This is a genomic window from Streptacidiphilus sp. MAP12-16 (genome assembly GCF_041262165.1).
Taxonomy (GTDB): domain Bacteria; phylum Actinomycetota; class Actinomycetes; order Streptomycetales; family Streptomycetaceae; genus Streptacidiphilus.
Window position 1 is genome coordinate 1 of the sequence record NZ_JBGCBY010000032.1, and the last position, 21,311, is coordinate 21,311.

Annotated in this window: 17 protein-coding genes and 1 pseudogene; 7 read left to right on the forward strand and 11 right to left on the reverse strand. The window is 69.1% G+C overall.

Annotation, left to right across the window (positions count from 1 at the left end; translation table 11 throughout):
* The coding region (locus ABIA33_RS31540) for a helix-turn-helix transcriptional regulator (protein WP_370086226.1) at nt 1-327 on the forward strand (327 nt) is incomplete at its 5' end.
* Between the two features lie 54 nt (nt 328-381).
* Here the strand turns inward: ABIA33_RS31540 and ABIA33_RS31545 are convergent.
* Complete coding sequence (locus ABIA33_RS31545; RefSeq protein WP_370086231.1) at nt 382-726, reverse strand: ArsR/SmtB family transcription factor; 345 nt, start codon at nt 724-726, stop codon at nt 382-384.
* Nucleotides 727-860: 134 nt separating this feature from the next.
* Between ABIA33_RS31545 and ABIA33_RS31550 the strand changes: the two genes are divergently transcribed.
* Nucleotides 861-1,838, forward strand: a complete 978-nt coding sequence (locus ABIA33_RS31550; protein WP_370086233.1) for a zinc-binding alcohol dehydrogenase family protein — start codon at nt 861-863, stop codon at nt 1,836-1,838.
* A gap of 104 nt (nt 1,839-1,942) precedes the next feature.
* On the opposite strand, the gene ABIA33_RS31555 is transcribed toward ABIA33_RS31550, so the two are convergent.
* Together ABIA33_RS31555 and ABIA33_RS31560 are read right to left on the reverse strand one after the other, a co-directional pair.
* Nucleotides 1,943-3,661 (reverse strand): xylosidase, encoded by a 1,719-nt coding sequence (locus ABIA33_RS31555; RefSeq protein WP_370086236.1) that lies wholly within the window; start codon nt 3,659-3,661, stop codon nt 1,943-1,945.
* Nucleotides 3,662-4,315: 654 nt separating this feature from the next.
* Nucleotides 4,316-5,152, reverse strand: coding sequence for an SAM-dependent methyltransferase (locus ABIA33_RS31560; RefSeq protein ID WP_370086238.1), 837 nt, complete (start codon nt 5,150-5,152; stop codon nt 4,316-4,318).
* Between the two features lie 348 nt (nt 5,153-5,500).
* On the opposite strand from ABIA33_RS31560, the gene dacB reads away from it, so the two are divergent.
* A complete protein-coding gene (gene dacB / locus ABIA33_RS31565; RefSeq protein ID WP_370086251.1) occupies nt 5,501-6,835 on the forward strand; it encodes a D-alanyl-D-alanine carboxypeptidase/D-alanyl-D-alanine-endopeptidase in 1,335 nt (444 codons plus the stop codon).
* Between the two features lie 184 nt (nt 6,836-7,019).
* On the opposite strand, the gene ABIA33_RS31570 is transcribed toward dacB, so the two are convergent.
* Together ABIA33_RS31570 and ABIA33_RS31575 are read right to left on the reverse strand one after the other, a co-directional pair.
* On the reverse strand, nt 7,020-9,662 hold the full coding sequence (locus ABIA33_RS31570; protein ID WP_370086254.1) for an alpha-L-rhamnosidase: 2,643 nt from the start codon (nt 9,660-9,662) through the stop codon (nt 7,020-7,022).
* A 221-nt stretch (nt 9,663-9,883) separates the two neighbouring features.
* Nucleotides 9,884-11,503, reverse strand: a complete 1,620-nt coding sequence (locus ABIA33_RS31575; protein ID WP_370086257.1) for a glycosyl hydrolase family 18 protein — start codon at nt 11,501-11,503, stop codon at nt 9,884-9,886.
* Nucleotides 11,504-12,043: 540 nt separating this feature from the next.
* On the opposite strand from ABIA33_RS31575, the gene ABIA33_RS31580 reads away from it, so the two are divergent.
* A complete protein-coding gene (locus ABIA33_RS31580; RefSeq protein ID WP_370086259.1) occupies nt 12,044-12,724 on the forward strand; it encodes a class I SAM-dependent methyltransferase in 681 nt (226 codons plus the stop codon).
* A 498-nt stretch (nt 12,725-13,222) separates the two neighbouring features.
* The gene (locus ABIA33_RS31585) at nt 13,223-13,507 is read left to right on the forward strand and encodes an amphi-Trp domain-containing protein (RefSeq protein ID WP_370086261.1); all 285 of its coding nucleotides are present in this window, start codon (nt 13,223-13,225) and stop codon (nt 13,505-13,507) included.
* Between the two features lie 83 nt (nt 13,508-13,590).
* Here ABIA33_RS31585 and ABIA33_RS31590 read toward each other — a convergent pair whose 3' ends face one another.
* Nucleotides 13,591-14,877, reverse strand: a complete 1,287-nt coding sequence (locus tag ABIA33_RS31590; protein ID WP_370086264.1) for a cation:proton antiporter — start codon at nt 14,875-14,877, stop codon at nt 13,591-13,593.
* Between the two features lie 451 nt (nt 14,878-15,328).
* Entirely contained in the window at nt 15,329-16,492 is a 1,164-nt protein-coding gene (locus tag ABIA33_RS31595; RefSeq protein ID WP_370086266.1) for a ScyD/ScyE family protein, read from the reverse strand.
* 257 nt (nt 16,493-16,749) lie between these two features.
* On the opposite strand from ABIA33_RS31595, the gene ABIA33_RS31600 reads away from it, so the two are divergent.
* Nucleotides 16,750-17,121 (forward strand): PPOX class F420-dependent oxidoreductase, encoded by a 372-nt coding sequence (locus ABIA33_RS31600; protein ID WP_370086285.1) that lies wholly within the window; start codon nt 16,750-16,752, stop codon nt 17,119-17,121.
* A 122-nt stretch (nt 17,122-17,243) separates the two neighbouring features.
* On the opposite strand, the gene ABIA33_RS31605 is transcribed toward ABIA33_RS31600, so the two are convergent.
* From ABIA33_RS31605 to ABIA33_RS31620, 4 genes and pseudogenes are all read right to left on the reverse strand, one after another.
* Nucleotides 17,244-17,999 (reverse strand): YqjF family protein, encoded by a 756-nt coding sequence (locus ABIA33_RS31605; protein ID WP_370086288.1) that lies wholly within the window; start codon nt 17,997-17,999, stop codon nt 17,244-17,246.
* A gap of 137 nt (nt 18,000-18,136) precedes the next feature.
* Nucleotides 18,137-18,406: pseudogene (locus ABIA33_RS31610) on the reverse strand (alpha/beta hydrolase fold domain-containing protein); the annotation flags it as partial.
* 157 nt (nt 18,407-18,563) lie between these two features.
* Nucleotides 18,564-18,809 (reverse strand): hypothetical protein, encoded by a 246-nt coding sequence (locus ABIA33_RS31615; protein WP_370086290.1) that lies wholly within the window; start codon nt 18,807-18,809, stop codon nt 18,564-18,566.
* A gap of 215 nt (nt 18,810-19,024) precedes the next feature.
* Nucleotides 19,025-19,858 carry a M55 family metallopeptidase gene (locus ABIA33_RS31620; protein ID WP_370086293.1) on the reverse strand — a complete coding sequence of 278 codons (834 nt, stop codon included), beginning with the start codon at nt 19,856-19,858 and terminating at the stop codon, nt 19,025-19,027.
* A gap of 120 nt (nt 19,859-19,978) precedes the next feature.
* Between ABIA33_RS31620 and lysA the strand changes: the two genes are divergently transcribed.
* Nucleotides 19,979-21,250 carry a diaminopimelate decarboxylase gene (gene lysA, locus ABIA33_RS31625; protein WP_370086295.1) on the forward strand — a complete coding sequence of 424 codons (1,272 nt, stop codon included), beginning with the start codon at nt 19,979-19,981 and terminating at the stop codon, nt 21,248-21,250.
* Nucleotides 21,251-21,311 lie beyond the last annotated feature (61 nt).

Here is a 21,311-nt window from a genome sequence, read left to right on the forward strand (position 1 = left end):
CAACGCGGCCTGTCGAGCATGTTCCCCGACTACCGCGACCAGACACCCACCACCGACACCACCCCGGGCTTCACCAACGGCCTCAGCAGCGCCGAGCGACGCGTCGCCTCACTGGCCGCACTCGGACACACCAACCGCGAAATCGCCCGCGACCTGTTCATCACCGTCAGCACCGTCGAACAACACCTCACCCGCGTCTACCGCAAACTCAACGTCACCCGACGCAGCGACCTGCCAGGAGCCGTCCTCGGCGACGACAGGCAGCGCCAGTACCCGCAGCCCCGTCACGAACAGGTGGCCTCCGCACTGCGGTGCGCCGAACGCTAGGCGATAGCTTCCAGTCGGCCGTACGCATCGCTGGGCTGGTGGACGGGCCAACGGTCAATCGGCGTTGTCGGTGCGCAGGAGCAGGTCGAGTAGCCCGGGGAAGCGCGTGTCGAACTCCCCGCGGCGCAGTCGGTTGACCCGCTTGGGTCCCTTGTCGCGCTGTTCGACCAGGCCGGCGCTGCGCAAGACCGAGAAGTGGTGGCTGAGTGCGGCTTTGCCGACAGGTACGTCGAAGCTGCCACAGCTGCGCGTCCAGTCGGCGGAGCCCGCCAACTCGCGGATCAACTGGATGCGTACAGGATCGGCGAGCGCAGACAGCGCGGTCAGCACGGAGACATCGTCGGGATCCGTGTGTACCGGCGCGGCGCGGTGACCGCCGCCCGCAGCCTGGTTCGGCATGCCGCTCTCCTCGTCATGCGTAGCCTCGCTGGGGTACCCCGTGGAGTGTCCAGCCTTGCTGAGTGTTCGATGAGTACCTTACACTCCGAGTGTTCGATTTCCGTTGAACACCTTGTCGAAGGGTGCGTTCTGCCATGCGTGCAGTCCAGGTCCAGGAGTACGGCGGTCCCGAGGTACTGAAGGTCGTGCCGGCCGAGTCCCCAGAGCCGGGGCCAGGCCAGGTCAGCATCGACGCCGTCTATGCGGGCGTGAACTTCGCGGACCTCAAGGCGCGCGCCGAGGGATACAGGGTGGAATCGCTACCCTTCGTCCCGGGCCTGGAAGTCTCCGGACGGATCCGGGCCGTCGGCGACGGCGTCGAGGGCCTGTGCCCTGGGCAGGAAGTCGCCGCGCTCGTCAACGGCGGTGCCTACGCGGAGGTGGTGGTCGCAGAGGCCGCCACCGTTTTCCCTCTCCCAGAGGGCATGGACCTGCGGACCGCAGCCGCGCTCCCCACCGTGCTGCCGACCGCGCATGCCCTGATCCACGAGGTGGGGAGGCTGCGCGCCGGAGAGAGCGTGTTGGTGCACGGCGCTGCGGGTGGTATCGGCACGGTGGCCGGGCAGTTGGCCCGAGCGGCGGGCGCCGGCGCGGTGTACGGCGTGGTCTCCTCCGCGGCCAAAGCCGGGCACGCCCTCAAGTACGGCTACGACGAGGTGTTCACCGCAGACTCCTTCGTCGGCGAGGTCCGCCGTGCCACCGGCGACAGAGGGGTCGACCTGGTGCTCGACCCGGTAGGTGGCGACACCCTTCGCCGAGGGCTTGACACGCTGGCCGTCTTCGGGCGCCTCGTGTCCTTCGGCAACGCGAGTGGGGCAGAGCCGTGGCGAGTTGGGCAGTCCGAGCTCTACGTGGAGGGCCGTTCGGTTGCGGGCTTCTCCATCCTGGCTCTCGCGCAGTCGGCGCCTGAGGCCCTGCGATCGCTCACCAAGCGTGCCTTCCGCACGGTCAGCGACGGCATCGTGGAGCTTCCGGTCACTGCCGAGTTCGCGCTGTCGGAAGCGCCCGCGGCCCACAGCTTGATGGGCGGGCGCACCTCGACGGGCAAGTTGCTGCTGCGGATGGCCGACTGAACACGGCCGCGAGCATCCGAGTCCCACAGGATTCCGGCGGGGAACCATGGCGGCGGCTCAGACAGACGGGCCGCCGCCAGGCGCCTACGCAAGGATCGCGGCGGTCAGTCCGTGATGAGGGTGAACTTCTCCCACGGACCGATGGCGGTCCTGTTGGCGATCAGCGAGGACGCGCCTGCCCTCTCCGCAGTGACGTAGCGGTTGTTGGCGACCGCGAGCAGGCAGACGGTCCCGTCGGAGTTGTGGACCAGGGTGAAGGTCTGCGCGCGGCCCAGGGTGGTGCTGTTGGCTTGCAGGGGCGCGGAACCTGCGGTGACGTAGCGGTTGTTGGCCTGCGAGCGCAGGGCGACATTGCCCTTTCCCGCGTCGATCAGGTCGAACTTCTCCCACGGGCCGATCGCGGTCCGGTTCGCGATCAGTGCGGTCGCGCCTGCCCTCTCCGCGGTGACGTAGTCGTTGTTGACGCCCGCCCGCAGACTGATCACCTTCCCGGTGCCAGGCGTGGCCGGCGGGGTCGTGGCCGGAGTCGTGGGCGTGGTGGTGCCGCCCGAGGCGACCGGCTGGGTGGGCCGAGTGGCGGTCAGCGCGATCTGGCCCTTGAGCATCCGGCCGCCGTCGCCAGTCAGCCGCAGGTAGTAGTCGGACGAGCAGGCCGTGCCGTCCTCGTCGAGAGCGAGGAAGCCGGAGTTGGCAGGCACCCACGCCTGGGTCTCAGCGGTCTTGGCGATCTGGTTGCCCTCGTTGTACTCGTCGAACATCGAGATGTAGATACCCTGCACCCCGGCCCTGACCATGTTGTAGAACTGCCGCCACATGAAGTCGCCGTGGGCGCGCTGCCCACCCGATATGTCCCCGGGCAGTACACAGGGCTGGTAGTCGATGCCGTGCGCGGCGCACTCCGCGAGGTCGGGGACAGTCGCCGCGTTGTAGAAGTTGTCGGCGTCGGAGACGTTTCCGATCCGACCGACCAGCCACGGCGAGATCATGTCGAACGCGTGGTACACGTCACTGAACCCGGCCCGCGAGTCACGGTCGCCGGTACGCCACCAGGTCGGCACGCCCCCGATGACGTAACACCCCTGCGCCTTGAACCAGTTGACGACGTCCAGGCAGGGCGCGGCGGCGAACGGCCGCTGGTTGTCGTTGAAACCGAAGCCCCAGATGCAGACGACCGGTTTGCCGTTCTGCGTCGCGTACGCGGAAGACGCGGTGTGCGCCTTCATCTTGTTCGTCCAGTCGGTCTTGATCTCGGACTGCATGTTCGTCCAGTCGGAGACGTCGTACATGATGTAGAATTTCCGGCCGTGCGACTCTGCGGCACTGCGCACCCTGGCCGCCATCGCGTCCCGGGTGGGACCCTCACCACCAGTGGGATTGAAGCGCTGCAGGGCCGCGGTGTCGATCCCGTTCTGCCGCATCCACAGGAAATGGGTGTCCACGGTCTGCTGGTCGTAGGAGGAGAACAGCGTGGCGGGCCGGCCGTTGCGGAGATTCGCGTACGCCGTCTGGTATGTCCTGGTGAACTCCCGTACGTCCGGCCAGGCGGAGACACCGACATTCGAAGGAGACGGCGCCTGGCCGGCATTGGCACTCCAGTGCCACCAGGCATTGATCGGGGCGCCGTCGCCCTTGGCAGCGAACCAGCCCTGGTAACCAACGGTGATCTTACCGACCACGTCCCCAGCGGCACTGGCCGCAGGCGAGGAGGAGGTGGCGGCCTTGGCGACTCCCAACGCTCCGAGCGCGACGGCAGCGGTACCTCCGATGGAGGCGCCGAGAATGCTGCGGCGTGACCAGGTCTTCCTGCGGTGGGACATTGACATGCTTGTGACTCCGAGGAGAGGTGCGCGGCACCGGCGACCGGGCGCGACTGTGGACTGAATGGTGGGGGGTGCTGCAGTGGTACAGCCGAACTCAGTGCCCGTCCGGGCCGCCCCGCTCATCGGCGAGTTGCGGGATGGGTACGCACAGGCGTGTGACGCACACCGGTGCTGAGCACTGCAGCGCGACTTGCTTACCATCCGTCACCAGACCGCTTGGCAACCATCATTGGAAATCAGCAAAAACGCCCCGCATCCAAGCGAACCTGGCCACCAGACGAATGCGGTCCCGCCTGCTAGGAGGACTGCCGGCCATCCTCGTGCGTACCTTGCTCGATGGTGCCTTCGTGCGATGACGTGCCTTCCTGGTACTCGCCGCTGCCGGCGTCCCTGGATCGGAGACGGGGTTGCCGCCGTCCGACAACGCAAATCTCGCGAAAACCAGGGGTCCACCAAGTGGATCGCCAGGACCGCCCACCAGTACGCGGGCATGGGAAAGCCCGGCCGCACAGAGTGCGACCTCAGTGGGACCGGGTCAGCGCGCCGGCGAGTCGATCCGCCGCACGATTCGCCGCGGTTCTGCGGTGGGCTCGTCCGCGAGCGGACGAGCCCACCGCTTGAGCCTTCAAGGCGAGCTGCGGGCCAGTGGGTCGGGGGCTAGGGTTTGCGTCCGATACCCGCGTAGGCGATCACCTCGTGGTCGTCCAGGGCCGGACCGTCGTCGGGGTGCCAGCGGTTGGCCAGTGCGACGCCGGGCTCGTCGAGTTCCAGCCCGGTGAAGAACCGCTCCACCTCCGCGCGGGTGCGCTGGTAGTTCTCGATGCCGGCGTCCCGATAGCGCCGGGCGGCATACGCGACTTCCTGGGGTGCGGAGTCAGCGGTGCCTACCGTCAGCGCGAGGAAGCTGCCCGAGGGAAGGGCCTGCATCAGCCGTTCGACCAGCGGGTACGCCTCCTCATCGGGGTAGAAGTGCAGGACGTTGATGAGGGTGAGTGCCACCGGGCGCGTCAGGTCCAAGGTCGTGTGGAGCGCCGGCTGCGCGAGGATCGTGTCGGGGCGGCGCAGGTCGCCGTCGAGGTAGGCGGTGCGGCCTTCGGGGGTACTGGTGAGCAGGGCGCGGGCGTGGGCGAGCACGATCGGGTCGTTGTCCACGTACACGACCCGGCAGGCGGGGTCGACCTCTTGGGCGATCTCGTGGAGGTTGGGCGCGGTGGGGATGCCCGTGCCGATGTCCAGGAACTGCCGGACGCCGTGCACCTCGGCCAGGCGCCGGGTGATGCGGTGCATGCAGGCGCGGGCGGCGCGGGCGGCGGTGCGCGCGCCGGGCCAGTCCGCGAGGAGCTTCTCGCCGGCCTCGCGATCGGCGGGAAAGTTGTCCTTGCCGCCGAGCAGGTAGTCGTAGACCCGGGCGGAATGGGCGATGTCGGTCCGCAGGTCCACCGCCGGGATCGGGTCATTCGGGTCCGGCCTCATCCAGGAGGGCGCCTCGGACATCTCCACCCCTTGAACCTCCGCGGCTTGATGCTGTGTCAACCGAACCCTAGGGCATGGGGATTATCTACTCCACCTTCGAACTGGCGTGCCCAACCGGCTCCGTGGCGGTTGCCGATCGTCTGGCTGCTCAGGGAGGGGAGGTGGGAGACGCGGCCGACGTCTGCGGGGGCCGTCCTCGGCGGGCATGACGCGCAGGTCGCTCAGGGCACCGATGTTGGCCCACAGGCCGGCCTCGAGCACCCGGGGGGACTTGGGCAGCCAGTCAGTACCCCGACCAGAGTTGTCTGTGGGACAGCTGATAGTTTCAGGAAACGTGTCAATGCACGCACAACGCGGGGGAATCCACGTATGTCCAGCACTTCCGCAGGCCGCCACCGTAAGCCCAAGCCCAGCAGCGTCGCTGTGCGCCGGGCCCTCGTCGTCGCGGCGGCCGCGCCGGCCGCTGCCGCGATGCTGGTTGGCCAGGGCTCGGCCTACGCCGCCGACAAGTCCGTAGGCGTCAGCGCCCCCGACCGCGCTCCCGATGCGGCGGATCAGCAGATCGCGAAGAACCTGGACGCCCGGGTTCAGGACCCGCGCCTGCTCGGCAGCTCGCTGAGCGGCATCGTGGTGGACGCCCAGTCAGGGCAGGAGGTCTGGGGCCACGGCGCTACGACGACGCTGATGCCCGCGTCCAACATGAAGATCGCCACCTCCACTGCGGCCCTGACCGTGCTCGGCCCCGACCACCGCTTCACCACCAAGGTCGTCTACGGCCACGGCACGCTCACCCTCGTCGGTGGCGGCGACCGGGTCCTGAGCACCGCCGAACTCACAGCCCTCGCCAAGACCGCGGTCGCCGGGCTGAAGCACGCCGGCGTGACCTCGGTGAAGGTCCACGTCGACGACAGCCTCTTCCCCAAGCCCACTCTCGCTACCGGCTGGAACTCCGGCTACTACGACGGCTCCACTGTCGCGCCCGTCCGGGCCCTGGTGGTCGACGGGCACAACGTCATGGATACCTCCGTAGACGCCGGCCAGGTCTTCGCCAGGCAGCTCGCCGCCCAGGGTGTCACCGTCACCGGCGGTGTCGCGCACGGTCAGGCCACATCCTCCGACGTGCCGGTGGCCGTGCACAACTCCCCGACCCTCTCTGCGATCGTCGAGCAGATGCTCACCACGAGCGACAGCAACATCGGCGAGACGCTGCTGCGGATGACCGCCCTCGGCGCCGGCCGGCAGGCCACCTTCGAGGACGGCACGGCTGTCGTCCGCCAGGTGCTGAGTCACGTCTACGGGATCTCGCTCGAGAACTTCCAGATCTACGACGGCAGCGGGCTCTCCCGCTCCGACCGGGTCTCCGCCGCGACCCTCGCGAACATCCTGGAGGTGGACAGCGATCCCCGCTACAGCCGGGTCCTGGAGCCCATCATCGAGGGCCTACCGGTCGCGGGCGATGCGGGTGGCACGCTCAGCACGGCGCTGGGCCGATTCACCACCCCTCAGTCGAAGTGCGCGGTCGGCAAGGTCATGGCCAAGACCGGTACCCTGACCGGCGCCATCGCGCTCAGCGGCCTGACGAAGGGTGAGGACGGCCGCTGGAAGATCTTCTCCTTCGTGGAGAACGGCGGCACCGCCGCAACCATGGACATCAGGCACGCCTTCGACGGCTTGGCGGCGACGGTCAACGGCTGCTGGGCGTAGCGAAGAGGCCCCCGCGCGCCGCAGTCCCGGGACCGCGGCGCGCCGGGCGGGGGAGCGGGCGACATCCCGTGGTGCGCCACGAGTGCTTCCACGGGGTGAAGGCCGTGGTCCTGGCTTCGCGTGGCGAGTGCGGTGATCTGTGGGTTGACCAGGCCAGTGAGTGTGCTGAAGGCCGCAGCTGCGGTCACTGGACGTAGCAGACCTTGGCCTGACCGGGGATGGGGTCGCCGAACACCGTGTTGTCGCAGGGGGTGCCGCCGTTGAAGGTGCCGTAGAAGTACTGCCCGCCGGCGCCGTAAGCGACCTCGTGGGTACCGGTCGAGGCGCAGTTGCTGCCCTCGGCGGCGCAGGCGGTCCAGGTCGTCGCGGTCGGCGGAGGACCCACCAGGTAGCACGCCTTCGCTGTGCCGGGCGTCGGGTCGCCGAACAGCGCGTTGCTGCAGGACGCCCCGTTGGTTGCGGTGGTGTAGGCGAACGTGCCCTGGGCGCCGTAGGCCACGGTGGCCGTCCCGGCGAAGGAGCACGTCCCGTTCTCCGTCGAGCACTGCGCCCAGATGTCCGTGGCGGGGGGTGACGCCTCGACGTAGCAGGCCTTGGCGGTTCCTGACACCGGGTCACCGAACACCGCGGCGTTGCAGGCGGTCCCGTTGGTGGCAGTGAGGTAGTGGAACGCGCCCCGGGCTCCGAACGCCACGGTGCTCGTCCCGGTGAAGGAGCAGGTGCCGTTCTCGTCTGCGCACTGGGTCCAGGTACCCGGCAGGGCCTGGTACTGGGTAGGGGCGATGGTGCCGGTGGCGGGGTAGCCGACGGTGTAGGAGCCCGCCGGTACACCGCGGAGGTAGATGTAGGTCGCGTCCTGGTCGGCGCCGGCGATGCCGGCGGTGGCAGTGAAGGAGCTTCCGTTCCAGACGACGGCGCCGTTGACCGTCACCACATGGTCCTGCCCGAACCGGGGGACGGCGATCACGCCGGTCGATCCGGTGTCGGTGGAGCTGTCGACCTGCATGCTGAAGTTGCCCGCAGCGGGGTGGTCGTAGGTGACATGGACGGACTTGCCGGCCGCGAAGGTCAGGGTGCCCTCGACATGGGTGAGGTCGCCGGAGTGCGGAACCACCTGGTAGGTGGCACCGGCTGCGGTGGTCCGCGCGATGCCGAGCACGTCCGTGGTCAGGGCGCCGGTCGGCCCGGTCGACCAGCCGTGCGCCATGCTGGTGAACGAGCCCGGATAGGCGGACAGGGATCCGTCGGCGCCGTACCCCTCCCAGAACGTGCTTCCGGTGCCGATGGGCGAGTTGAGCATGAAGCCCCACTCGGAGCGGATGAGGTTCAACGCGTTGGTGTCGTCGGCGGCGGCGAAGTGTGCGTACACCTCCATGGAGCCGGCGAAGGGTGAGATGTTGCCGTTGAACTCCGGGGTCTGCGCGCCCAGGCTGCTCCAGTTGCCGCGCAGGTAGGCGGCGATGCTCGTGGCCTGGGCCGGGGAGGGGACGACTCCGTACCAGACGGCCAGGGAGTTGCCGTCCTGCGGGTGCAGGGAACTGCTGGGATTGTCCCGGTAGGCCCCGGTGCTCGCGTCCCACAGCCGCGCGTTGATCTGGGTCCGCAATGCGGCGGCCTCACTGCTGTAGGTGCCGGCCAGTGCGGTGCTGCCCTCGACCTGCGCCAGCGAGGCGCCGGTCGTCAGCACGCGGTAGAGCATCGCGTTGGCCTCGATGTTCTCACCGCCCTGGTCCCCGCGGGCCCAGTCGTGCGTGCCGGTGACGTCGAGCAGCCCGTTGCCGTCGACCTTGGCCGTGATGAAGTCGAGGCCGCGCTGGTACTGCGACCAGACGCCGTCGAGCCAGCCCTTGTCGGCCGATTCGAGGTAGTACGTGGCTGTGCCGATCAGCGTCCACATGTGGTAGGTGTCGGAGCTGTAGAGGTTGAACCCCGGTCCGCCCCAGGGGAGTTCCCCGGACGACTTCTGGTCCTGGTAGAGCGCGTTCAGCGCGTTGCGGGTCCCGGCCGTGTCGCCGGTGCTGACGTAGGCGGTGGGTGTGGAGATCCCCAGGTCGCCGGACCAGATCGAGCGGTCGCGCTTGGCACCGTCCACCAGCACTTCGCTGCCCGAGCCGACCACGCCGTTGTTCTCCCAGCCCGAGGACACCGGAGGATAGACGCGGCCCTGGGTCGGATCGATGGTGTTCAACTGGACGGTGTAGGCGCCCGCGTACCAGATCCGGTTGAGCAGGGTGTCGTTGGAGTAGAAGTAGTCGGGATAGGCGGAGGGGTCGGCGGCGCCCGGCGCCGCGGTGAAGTCGAGCGAGACGCCGTTGATGTCGGCCCAGCCGGCCGAGTTGAGGAAGAGCGTCAGGTAGCGGAAGCCGCCGCGGAGCTTGTCGGTCGGCATGGTGTAGGAGCCGGTGCCCGCTGCGGTGGCGTAGATCGCGCCGTCGGTGCCGCCGGCGGAGTTGTCGCTGCTGGTGCCGACGTACTGCGGCGACTCGGTGAAGGCCAGTCCGACGCTCTGGTTGGCGTCGCTGGAGCCGGCGAAGTGCAGGGTGACGATGCCGCCGACCTCCTTGCCGAAGTCCACGGTGACCGCCGAGCCTTTACCGACCAGGCGCGTAGCCTGGCCCGACAGCAGGTTGGCCGGACTGTCGACCGTGCCCGCGATGGTGCGGGCGGACGTGGGGGACAGGGTCCGGGAGGTGGGGGACAGGTTGTAGGCGCTGCCCGGATCGGTCCCCGTCGCGGCGGCTGCCCGACCGGGCGAACCGAGGGTGGGGGTGACGAGTAGGGCGGCGCAGGCGCTGAGGGTCAGCGCCAGGCGATACGCGCGATGCATGGGGGTCTCCTGGATGGCGGACACGGGGAAGGGCTCAGCGCACGCTCGCGGTGGGGGCCGTCGAGCGGCGGGGTTGGATCCGAACATGTCCGGCCTTCCTCATGGGGGCGGTGGACGGAGCAGGGCTCCGTCCACCGGAGGGGGTTCGACGGCGGTGTGTAACGATTCATTGTCCTTGCGTTGCACGCCACCGGTGGGATTGCGTGTCCGCCGTTCCCTCGCTACTGCACGAAGCAACTCTTCGCGGTCCCCGGAATGGGATCGCCGAATACGGCATTGCTGCACCCGGTCGAGTCGGTGACGGTCCGGTAGTAGTACTGCCCACCGGCTCCGTAGGCGACCTCATGCTGACCGGAAAAGGAACACGTTCCATTCTCGGCGGCACAGGAGGTCCAGTTGGTGAACGACGGCGGGGCCGCTGTCAGATAGCACGATTTGACGGCGCCCGGCGCCGGATCCCCGAAGACGGCGTTGGTGCAGGCGGCGCCATTCGGCAACGTGGCGTAGTTGTACGTGCCGTTGGCTCCGAACGCCACGGTCATCACACCGGCGAACGAGCAACTGCCGTTCTCGGAGGCGCACGCAGTCCAGGTGTTCGCCGCCGGCGGCGGGGTCTCGGCGTAGCAGGCCTTCACGGCGCCGGGCGCGGGGTCCCCGAAGACTCCGGTCGTGCAGGCGGTCGAACTGCCCAGAGTGCCGTAGTTGAACCTGCCGTTGGCGCCGAAGGCCACCGTCTTGTATCCGTCGATCGCGCAGGTCCCGTTCTCGGCCGCGCACTGCGTCCAGGTTCCGGGCAGTGCCCCACCGGTGCCGCCCGTACTGCCGCCTCCCGAGGTGAACGGTTGGAAGGTCCGGGCGAAGTCACCGGTGCCCTGGCTCAGCCCGCTGCAGGTCCCGGAGGCCGTGGTCGATCCGGGGCAACCGCCGTTGTCGCGGTTCTCGTCCCAGTACGACAGCAGGGCGATGCCCTTGGACGCGTCGTAGCTTTCGACGCTGGTCGCGTCGGCGAGGGTGAACACCTCGCCCGCGCTGTCGTTCTGACCGATCATCGGCGTATTGCCGAGCTTCCCGTACGCTGCGGCCACGGAGATGCCGAAGGCGTTGGCGACCTGGCCGGCTGCGGCGTCCACAGCCTGGTTGGCCGCGTTGCCCATCTCGACGCCGGAGGCCCCGTAGTCCATCGTCATCAGGTTGACGACGTCGGGCGTGAAACCGTTGGCGCGCGCATTGCTGAGCAGGCTGAGTCCGTCGCCGCTGAGGCCACCGGAGGTGGCCGGCACGGTGAAGGAGAGCGACAGCCCACGGCCGTTGGCGCCTGCCCAGGTACGCACCTCGGCCAGCGCCTTGTCGCGGCGGTCGATACCGGCGGCGTTGGTCAGGGATGCCGCCTCGATGTCGAAGTCGAGGTGCGACAGGTTGAAGGTGGTGACCACCGACTCGATCTGGGCCGCCGCCGCCTCAGGAGTGGCACAGGAGTCGCCGATCTCGGTCAGCGCGGAGTCGGCGCCGTAGCCGCCGAAGGACACGGAGACGTCGCCGCCCAGAGCACGGAGGTTGTCGATCTGCGTCTGCAGGGCGGCCTGCCCGCCTATCGACCACTGACAGCCGGGCCCGTCGACGAAGGCGATCGTGAAGAACTTGGTGCCATAGGAATTCGCCGCGTCGGTGAGGCTCACATTGCCCGACCAGGTGTCCACGTACGGAGCGAACACGTGAGCCGGCCAGGCGTTGGGAGCCGAGGCGGCGAGCGCCGGCGGTGCGCTGGTGAATCCGGAAAGTGCGACAGCTCCGATCACCCCCAGCGCGGATAATACGGAGACGAACTTTGAGCGTGCAGACATGTTTATCTTCTTCCGGTACGAGTGGTCGGTATCCGGCCCTCGACGCGATCCAGGCGCGGTCCGCCTCCGGCGGGCGCCAGCCAAGGCCGCGGAACCTCCACTATGAATCGATTCAAGCGACGCACGCCATTGGTTTAGACCAAGTGGCGTGTGAGGTATTAGAGAAGCAGCCTTGACGAGGACAGTCAAGATGCCTGGACGAGCGAGGAGGCGCGCATCGTCGCGGCTCTCCGGGAGGGCGCATCGGTGCGGAGCCCCCGATCGCGCGCATCTCCTCGCGCAAGTCGCCTTCCACCGGAGCGTCGTCGACGTCCTGGACGGCCGGGCCTTCACGCGGAGCACAGCTCACGGTGCCCCCGCGGTCCGCCAGGAGGTCCAGATCATGGCGTCGCCGCTGATGGGGGGGAGGGTGCTGGCAGTACTGGCTGCATCGACGACGTCCAGTGCCCACGCGTGGCTGCTCCTCGCCCCGTGGACGCGGTTTTGCCGGATCGGCAACGGGAGTGGCGTGACCGGGACGCGATGGGCCACGGTGGGCCCGTGACCGACAACATTGCAGCAGGATCGCCCCTGTCCGACGCTCCCTCGCCTGCCGACGGATACGTCGGAGACCCCGCGGTGCGGGCGGAGTGGGACAGCCGGTACGCCGACCGGCAGCAACTGTGGAGCGGCCGGCCCAACGGTGCGCTTGTGGCCGAGGTCGCCGGGCTCACACCCGGGCGTGTGCTCGACGTCGGCTGTGGCGAGGGCGCGGACGCCGTCTGGCTCGCGCGCGGCGGCTGGGACGTGACCGCGCTCGAGGTCTCGAGTGTGGCGCTGGAGCGGGCGGCCGGGCACGCGCGGGACGCCGGCCTCGCCGTTCGCTGGGTGCACGCCGGACTGGCGGAGGCGGCGCTCCCGTCGGCGTCCTTCGATCTGGTCTCCGCGCAGTACCCCGCCTTGCTGCGCACCCCCGACGCCGCGGCCGAGCGAGCGCTGCTCGCGGCTGTCGCCCCCGGCGGCGTGCTACTGCTCGTGCACCACGCGGGAATGGACACCCAGCAGGCGCACGACAGCGGCTTCGACCCGGCGGACTACGTCTGGCCTCCGATGGTCGCCGCGCTGCTCAACGACGACTGGGAGGTGGAGGTGGACGAGCAGCGGCCTCGCGTCGCCCCCGACGGCGGCGCCGGCGCGCACCACACCGACGACCTGGTGCTGCGCGCGCGCCGGCTGCGCTGAGACCCTCCGCGCGCAATCTGCGGCCACGTCTCCATGTGCCTTGAGCCGTTTGGCAACCCGGGACGGACAACTCCGGACAACTCCGAATGCCTGTGCCTTCTGCATGGGCCTGGCACCCGTTGAGCGCGTCGACCGCCAGGAGCAGGCGCGAGGTGAGCCCCGGCTCGTACCCAGGCCTCACCTGGTGAAAGGTGGGCCCGGTGCACCCTCCTGCCCCCGTCCGGCGCCCGGCAGCACCGGCCGACGGAACGGGCCCCGTCCTGCATCCGCGGATGCCCGAGGCGGCTCCCAGCGCAACACTTGGACTTAGACCGACCGGCAAATGGAGGGCGGCGTCGCGGGCCGATGGCTCTCGCCCAGACGGCTTCTCCTCAGTCGCCAGGGCTCCGCCATGGCTCCTTCGTCGGCACCGGCTGGACTCGGCCCTCGACCCGCTCCTTCTTCCACCCTCCATTTGCCGGTCGGTCTTACCCGATGTTCCTGCCGTTGGAGGCAGCCATGAAGGATCTCAAGTTCGAGCAGAAGGACTCGCTGTCGCGCCTTGAGGCCGCGGACAGGCTTTCGGCCCTCGCGGACGCGCTGCGGCACGGCGGCAATGCCGAACTGGACCTGGGCCCTGGGACAGTCAGCCTCCGCATCCCTGAGGAACTCCGCAGCGAGATCGAGATCGAGGTCGGCAACGGGCAGATCGAGCTTGAGATCGAGCTCAAGTGGCCGACCGGACACGTCGATGCTCCACCGCACTCCGCGGCCGGCCCGCAGGACGAGTCCGCACCGGGCTGAGGCTTGGCACGGGTGCTGACCGGCCGCTGATGGAGCGCTCCGATGCGCTCCTGTCCCGGAAATGGCGAACCGCTAGTGGAGTACTACGGTCTGTCCGGCCGGTCGGTGCCCGGGGCACGGCGGATGAGGCGCCGTTCGGGAATCTCGGCCAGAGTGGTCGGCACAGCGGCCTCTCCTGGCGGTGCGGCCAGCCGGGGGCCGTAGCGCTCGGCCAGAGGGTCCGCACTGAGCCCGTGTGCCAGGACGCTGAGCAGCACCGTGAACGCGATCACCGTGACCGCCGGCTGTACCGCGGGTTCGGCCAAGTCTTCCAGCGCGAGGAGTCCGAAGACGACCGACGCCAGTCCACGCGGGCCGAACCAGCCCACGAACACCACGGCGAGGCGGCCGAGACCTGTTCGGGCCAGCGCGACCGATACCGGCAGCATCCGGATCACGGTCAGGCTGAGCATCGCATACACCACGGTCTGCCAGGTCAGGGCTTTGAGGGCCGGCACCACTGCGACCACCCCGAAAGTCAGCCAGACCAGCAGGGACAGCAAAGCGCCGGATTCTTCGACGAAGGGAACCAGCTTCGCCTGCGGGCCGCCCGCGGCGGTGAACGCCAGGCCACCGGTGAAGGCCGCGATGAACCCGTTGCCGTGCAGCGCCACCGAGGTGGCATAGCAGCACAGTGCCAGACCCAGCACCGCGGCGCCCGCGAAGCCCTCGGCCACCCAGCCGCGGCCGCGGCCCACCTTGACCAGCCAGCCGCCGCCACCGCCGACCGCGGCCCCGGTCAGCAGGCCCAGCGCCAGTTCGGCCACCGCCCTCCCCGGCCCGGTGCCGCCGACGTGCTCGACGGTGGACGCCCCTGCGATGGCGACCAGCACGATCGGGGTGGCGATCCCGTCATTGAGTCCGCTCTCGACGTTGATCAGCCGTCTGATCCTGGCCGGGACCGCTCGGTTGACCATCACAGCCGCACCCAACGCCGCATCCGTGGGCGCCAGCGCAGCTCCGACGAGCAGGGCAAGCCAGATGTTGCCCACTCCGGGCAGGATGAATGCGGCCAGCGTGCCCAGGCCGATGGAGAGCGGCAGCCCGATGCCCAGCAGCCGCAGGCACAGTCCCAGATCCGCCCGCAACTGACGCAGCCCGACCCGGGACGCGTCAGAGAACAGAACCAGCGCCAGCGTCGCTTCGGCCAGTACCTTCACCAATTCCGCGCTGGGGGTGATCCCCAGCGGCGCCAGCGGGCCGTGGGTCAGTAGTACGCCCGCGGCAGTGAACACGATCGGCGCGGTCATGTCGAGGCGCTCCAGCCGCGCCGACAACATCCCCCACACGAAGACCAGTCCGGCGATGATCGCCAGATCCGTGACCGTCATCGTTTCACCTCGGGTCGGCTGCTGCCGCGGCGGCCGGCCGGCCTGAGCGGGTGACCGGTAGGGACAGCCACGAGCCGACGTCTCCCTCTGTGGTGCCCAGCGCACAGGCCGCGGCCTGCGCGGAATCGCGGACGGCCCGGGGATTCACCGGACGAAACGCGCTACCGGCCCGGCCGGCGGAAGAGCTGTGCACCGACGGCGCCGACCGAGATGCCGGACCGGCGCACGTGGCGCCGCGCCCGTCGGGTTTGGGTCGTGACGTCATCGGTGATGATGCCTCTTCCTCTGGTCAACACCTGGTCATCAGGAAGGCAGGGCCGCGACGGATGGCACAGGTGGAGGAACACGGCAAGGGTGTCCTGAACCAGGTTTGCCGAGCACTCGCGACCAGAGTCAGTGTGCTCGATGGTCTGGACACCCTTGTAGCCGTGCGGAGTGCGGGTCCTCGGGCTCAGTGCTTGTCGGGAAGAGAGATCCTGAGGATCTGTCCGGCACCGGGCGGGAAGCCGAACCCGACGTTGGACACATACAGTGCGCCATCAGGCCCGAAGGTCATCCCGGTGGGGAAGGTCAGTCCGCTCACGACCGTGCGCAGGCCGTGGTTCGTCACCTCGACGACCTTGCCGGTGCCGGGGGTGGGACCGCCGGCGGCCGTGCTGCTCTCCAGGGCGAACAGTTGCCCTTCGTGGTCAAAGGCCAGTCCGAGTACGGTCGTCAGACCGCTGCGCAGGACGTGGAATCGTCCGCCTTCCGTTGCGGTGGCAAGGAACTCGCTGCCCGGGGTGACCGCGAAAGTGCCCAGGTTCGAGAGGTAGAACTTGTCGTTGTGCGTGGCCAGTGCTGTGGGCACGACATGGCCCAGGTGCGCGGAGACGTCGACCACGCGGGAGACGTGCCCGCCGCGGCTGATGCGGTCGAGCTCTCCGTGGTTGGGCTCGACTGCGTACAGGTCGTCGCCGTCGGCGACCATCGAGTACCAGGTGCCGTCGGGCTCGAAGTCGCCGGGGTTCGGGTTGGCCACGGGGTGCGACATCAGGAAGGCGCTGAGGTTGGCGACCTCCCGCCAGTGGTGGCCGTCGATCCGGATCACTGCGTTGTGCGTGCCCCGCAGGCCGTGGGAGCATCCGGCCCCGGCGGTGACGGCGTACAGCCGCCCGTGCAGGAAGGCGACGGCGGCGACGCCGCTGACCAGCCCGCCTGATGCGGTGGAAGTCTGGCTCGAGGGGAGGTGGTCGACGACCGTGGTGCGCTTCCCGCTGAGCGTGATGCTGGAGATGCGCGACGTGAAGCCGCCCGTGTACGGGCCCACGTCGGGCACCTGCGGGCACTTCCCGACGGTGGACGCGTTGCCGCCGCTGCCGCCCTCGGCGACGTAGAGTCGGCCGTCCGGCCCGAAGGCGAGCCCCCGTGGGTTCTTCAGCCCGCCTGCCAGGACGCGCATGTGGCCGCCCGGGACCAGGACCTGAGAGTGGATCAGCGCTTGGTTCTGGTTCGCCGGCGCGGCCGTGGCCGCGGAGGTCGGCGAAACCAGGCCGAGCGTCGCGGCGACCAGGGAGCTGAGTCCGATCAATGAAGCGCTGATCAGACGTCCGCGTGATCTGACAAGAGTGGACATGACACCGTCCATCACTCCGACCCTGTTTGACGCAGGGTTGGGTACGGGGCGTCCCCTGCTCGAGGGGCCGCGTTTGGATGAGAACAACCCAGACAGTAAGTGACATATACGTCAAATCCGGGTATTAGTCCGCGCAGGTGAACGTTCGCGTGTCCCGCCAGCGAACCCGAGGCGAGGTCAGCTGTGAGTCCTAAGCGAAATTTCCCTGCGCCCGTGAGCCTCCCGTGACTTGACACTGCCATGTGTTTACTGAGGGCATGGCCGAGCTGACTGCTTCACATATCGAGTACCTCGCAAGCCAACTGTTGGGGCGCCTCGCCACCGCCGGCGCCGATCACAAGCCACACGTTGTGCCGACTTCGTTCCACTACAACGCCGATCTCGGCACGGTCGACGTCGGCGGTCACCACGTGGCGACGACCAAGAAGTACCGGGACGTGCAGGCCAACGGCTGGGCGGCGATCGTCGTCGACGATCTCGTATCAACCGACCCATGGACCCCACGCATGCTCGAGATCCGCGGCCGCGCCGAGGCGATTCCGACCGGCGGCGCGCACCTCGGACCAGGATTCGGCGATGCGTTCATCCGCATCTACCCGGAGAAGATCAACAGCTTCGGCATCGCGTAGCGGCTGTTCCCCACCAAGCGTTTTCAGCTTGACGGGGTCAGCCGACCTTGCTGAGTAGTCGGACTGCTCGGCGGCGGCAACGTCGAGGAGGGCCAGCCTGTCGTACGACGCCGGTGTCCTCTTCAGGGTGTCGGGATGCCGCCGGGGCGGGCGGGCCGTCCGAAGCGGACGGAGACGCCGGGCGAGTAGAGGATGCTCACGGGCTTTCCGAGCGGCTGGGGGAGTCCGGCCGATGCCACCAGCTCTTCGTCGCACTCGACCAGATCGGCTCGGTGCAGTGGCCACCGCGGGTGGGTGTTCGGCAGGTACATCGGCCGTCCGAAGAAGGTGTTGTGCAGGCCCCAGCGGGCGGTGAGGAAGTGTTCGAGCTCGGTGGGGTCATCGACCGGTTCGCCGACCCGGACGGTGATCCGGCTGTGTACCCCACGCGGTCCGGGCCAGCGTCGCGTGCTGACGTAGGTGATCGTGTCGTCATCGCGGTGGATGGACATCCGGGACCACAGGTACGGCAGTCGGAAGGCTGTTCGCGCGACCGCCACCGGTATGAGGCGGGACGCGTCGAGCGAGCGGAAGACCACGCCTCGCTGCCCCTGCGCGTCCACCGAGTACAGGCGCACGTTGGTTTCGGGGAAAGTGCCGAGGTAGGGGACGCCGGGCAGGCGGAACCAGCCGACGCGGTACATGCGGAAGGCGACGAGACCGACGTAGGTGACTCCGTCGAGGGTGTCCGGGACGGTCCCCGCCGGCAGCAGGGGTGCGACGTCGAGTGGATCGGCGGGCCAGTGGAGGAAGGTCAGGTCGAGCCACGACTGCGTGAGCAGCGGGCTCGCTGCGGCCCGGGGAGGAGCGGCTGTGATGGGTTCCGGAGTGAGCGGCATACGGATGACTCCTGTGTCCACAGCTCTACCAAAGCAGTTAACGGGCCGCAGCGCTCACATGATGCTACGCCGTTCTCATGCGACCCGCCCGGTGCTGGTACTGGTGCCTTGCGGTGACGCCCGCCGCCTGCCGAGCGTCATCGCGCCGACGTGGCGGCCTCACGGACGTGTCGGGCGATCCACGCGTAGGCATCCAGGGCCTTCGTGTCGTCCTTGAGGGCGTAGCCGTGGTCGGCCTGGGGCATCGTGTGGGGCTCGACCAGTGCCCCTGCCGCCCGGAGCCGCTCGGCGTAGCGCTTGCCTTCGTTGCGGAGGAGGTCGAACCCAAGAGTGATGACTACGGCCGGGGCGGTGTCCGCGGTGTCCGCGGTGTCCGCCGGGTTGGCCGGGGAGACCAGGCGGTCGGCGCGCTCCCGCGGGTCCGGCGGCTTCCAGGCCCGGCAGCAGTCCTACGACGCGCTGCAGGTTGTCTACCGAGCCGGTGCGCTGGCCGGCGGACAGGAATCGGACGCGACGGCGGACTACGCATGGCCCCGATGGATCACCGGGGCCATGAACGGCAAGCTAGGAGCGCAGGTGACAGTTGGTCAGGCTGATCGGCAGGAAGGCGGGCAGCATCTGAGCGGCACTGTCGATGTCGCCCGTCTGGACGGTCGCAGTCGAATCCGAGTCGCCGACGTTGCACACGTAGGTCTGGGTCTGGGAGGACGAGCCTGAGTCAGCCATTGCTGTCGTGGGCACCGCCGCCAGGCTCGCGATGGACAGCAACCCGCCTGCCAGAAGGGTGCCGAGGCCGACCCGCCGGTTCATGACGTCTCCTTATGTTCACTGGAACATGCTGCGAAACTGGTTCAAACTACCGCCTTTCGCGTGCGCGACGGTGGATACGACACGACCACCGGAGGGTGACCGCTCATCACCCCGGCGACGGCGAGTCTGTCCCTGCTCGGTCCACCGTCCCGCTTGTGTGCCAGGGGTGGCTCGGATCGCCGGCCCCGGAGGTTGCGACTCTGGGCGGCCGGGGTTCAGCCGTAGTTGGCCTCCACTGCGGCCGCAGCGACCGTCGTGACCGTCTTGAAGGTGCGGATCATCGCGAACGCGGTGTCCGTCACGAACGCGACGCGCCGTACATCGGTCCGGCGCACCGTGGGCACTCCGGCCACTGCCGCCGCAAGGTGCGAGGCGTCGAATTCGACCGCGACCTCGAAAGTCCGTCCGGTGACCGGTTCTTCGCGCACGGCGAGGGCGGCCGCGTGCTTGGCAGCTTCCCGGATCAGTTTGGAGGTCACTGCGGGGGGACGGCAGACCGCCGCGTAGCGGGTCACGCAGTCCTTCACGGCGGCGGTGACGGCGCCCGGCGCGTAGCCCTGGGCGTCTTTGCAGGTCAGGTCGTCACCGGTGACCAGCGTCACGGGAACGCCGAACTCGCCCGCGACAAGGGAGTTGAGGTATCCCTCGCTGGCTGCGACGCCGTCCACCCAGACTCCGGTGATCGAGTTGGCCAGGTACGTATGGGCGAGCACGCCCTCAGCCCCGGCGCCGGTGTGGTAGCCGACGAACGCCACACCGGCGACGTCGGGGTGCTGAACGCCTTCGACCATGGTCAGGTCCTTGTGCCGGCCGGTGAGCATCTCCGCGCGCGGGTCGAGGTCCTCCAGCAGCAGGTTCCGCATGGTGGCGTGGGCCTCGTTGACCAGCACGGACGTGGCGCCGCCGTCGAAGAATCCCGCGATCGCCGCATTCACGTCCGAGGTGAACATGCTTCGGCAGCGCTGCCAGGCGGGATTCCCCGGTTCGCAGTCGGCGGGCCAGGTGACGCCGGTGGCGCCCTCCATATCGGCAGAGATCAGGATTCTCATGGCCGAGAGTGTGCCACCGGCTCTCCTCGACGGCAGCCGCTGGCGACGGAAGCGTTTCTGAGCATCCAGTTCGTCGAGGCTCCGCCGGTCTCGGCCCGGGCAGTCCCTAGCTTCGGCGGCATGGGCAACAGCAGTGTGATGGACCAGGTGTGGCCGCTGACGGCGAGGTGGGCCGAAGGTGAGCTCCGCCTCGGCCGAATCGGTGTCACAGAACTGGCGACGGCGTTCGGCACGCCGGTCTACGTGCTCGACGAGCACGACTTCCGCGCGCGGTGCGCCGCCTGGACGGCGGCGTTCCCAGACGGCGACATCCACTACGGCGGAAAGGCCTTCCTGGCTCCCGCCGTGGTGGGCTGGCTCCGGGAGCTGGGACTGTCGCTGGACGTGTGCAGTGGCGGCGAGCTGGCAATCGCGCAGCGCGGCGGCATGCCCGCCGGACGCGTCGTCTTCCACGGGAACAACAAGTCCGACGCGGAGATCCGCCGCGCGGTCGAGTGGGGCGTCGGGTGCATCGTCCTTGACTCGTTCCACGAGTTGGACCGGGTGGCGCAGGCCGCGCGGCGGCTCGGTGTCCGCCAGGCCGTCATGGTCCGGGTGAAGCCCGGGGTGGACGCGGAGACACATGCCTCGTGGGCGACCGGCGGCGAGCGGACGAAGTTCGGGCTCTCCATGGCCTCCGGAGAGGCGGCGGAGGCGGTGCGCCGGGTGCTGGGGGAGCCGGCGCTCGAACTGGTCGGGCTGCACTCGCACATCGGCTCGCAGATCTTCGACCTCGACTCCTTCGGCACGGCGGCTGAGCGGATGGTGGGCTTCCTGCGCGCCGTCGAGCGCGAGCACGGGGTCACGATCGGCAAGCTCGACCTGGGCGGCGGACTCGGGGTCCGCTACCTGGCGGGGGAGAGGGAGGCCCCCACCCCGGCGGAGCTGGCCGAGGTCCTGCGCGCGACGGTGCCCGACGACGTGCGCATCGCCCTGGAACCGGGCCGGTCGATCGTCGCCGCCACGACCGTCGCCGTCTACGAGGTCGGCACGGTCAAGGGCCGCTACCTCAGCGTCGACGGCGGGATGAGCGACAACCCCAGGCCGGCCACCTACGGTGCCGCGTACACGGCGGTGCTCGCCTCGCGCGCGAGCGACACCGCCACGGAGAACTACACCGTCGTCGGCAAGCACTGCGAGACCGGCGACATCCTGGTCGACGGTGTCCATCTGCCGGGAGACGTGCGCCCCGGCGACCTGATCGCGATCCCCTGCTCGGGCGCGTACCAGCGGTCCGCGGCGAGCAACTACAACCAGATCCCCCGCCCGCCGGTGGTCGCGGTCCGCGACGGCGTGGCACGCGCCATCGTTCGTCGAGAGACGGAGGAGGACCTGCTCCGCCTCTACGTCTGAAGTCCGGAGGGAGTCGAGGACCCACGCCGAAGCGGCCGGGACGAGGAATCCTCGTCCCGGC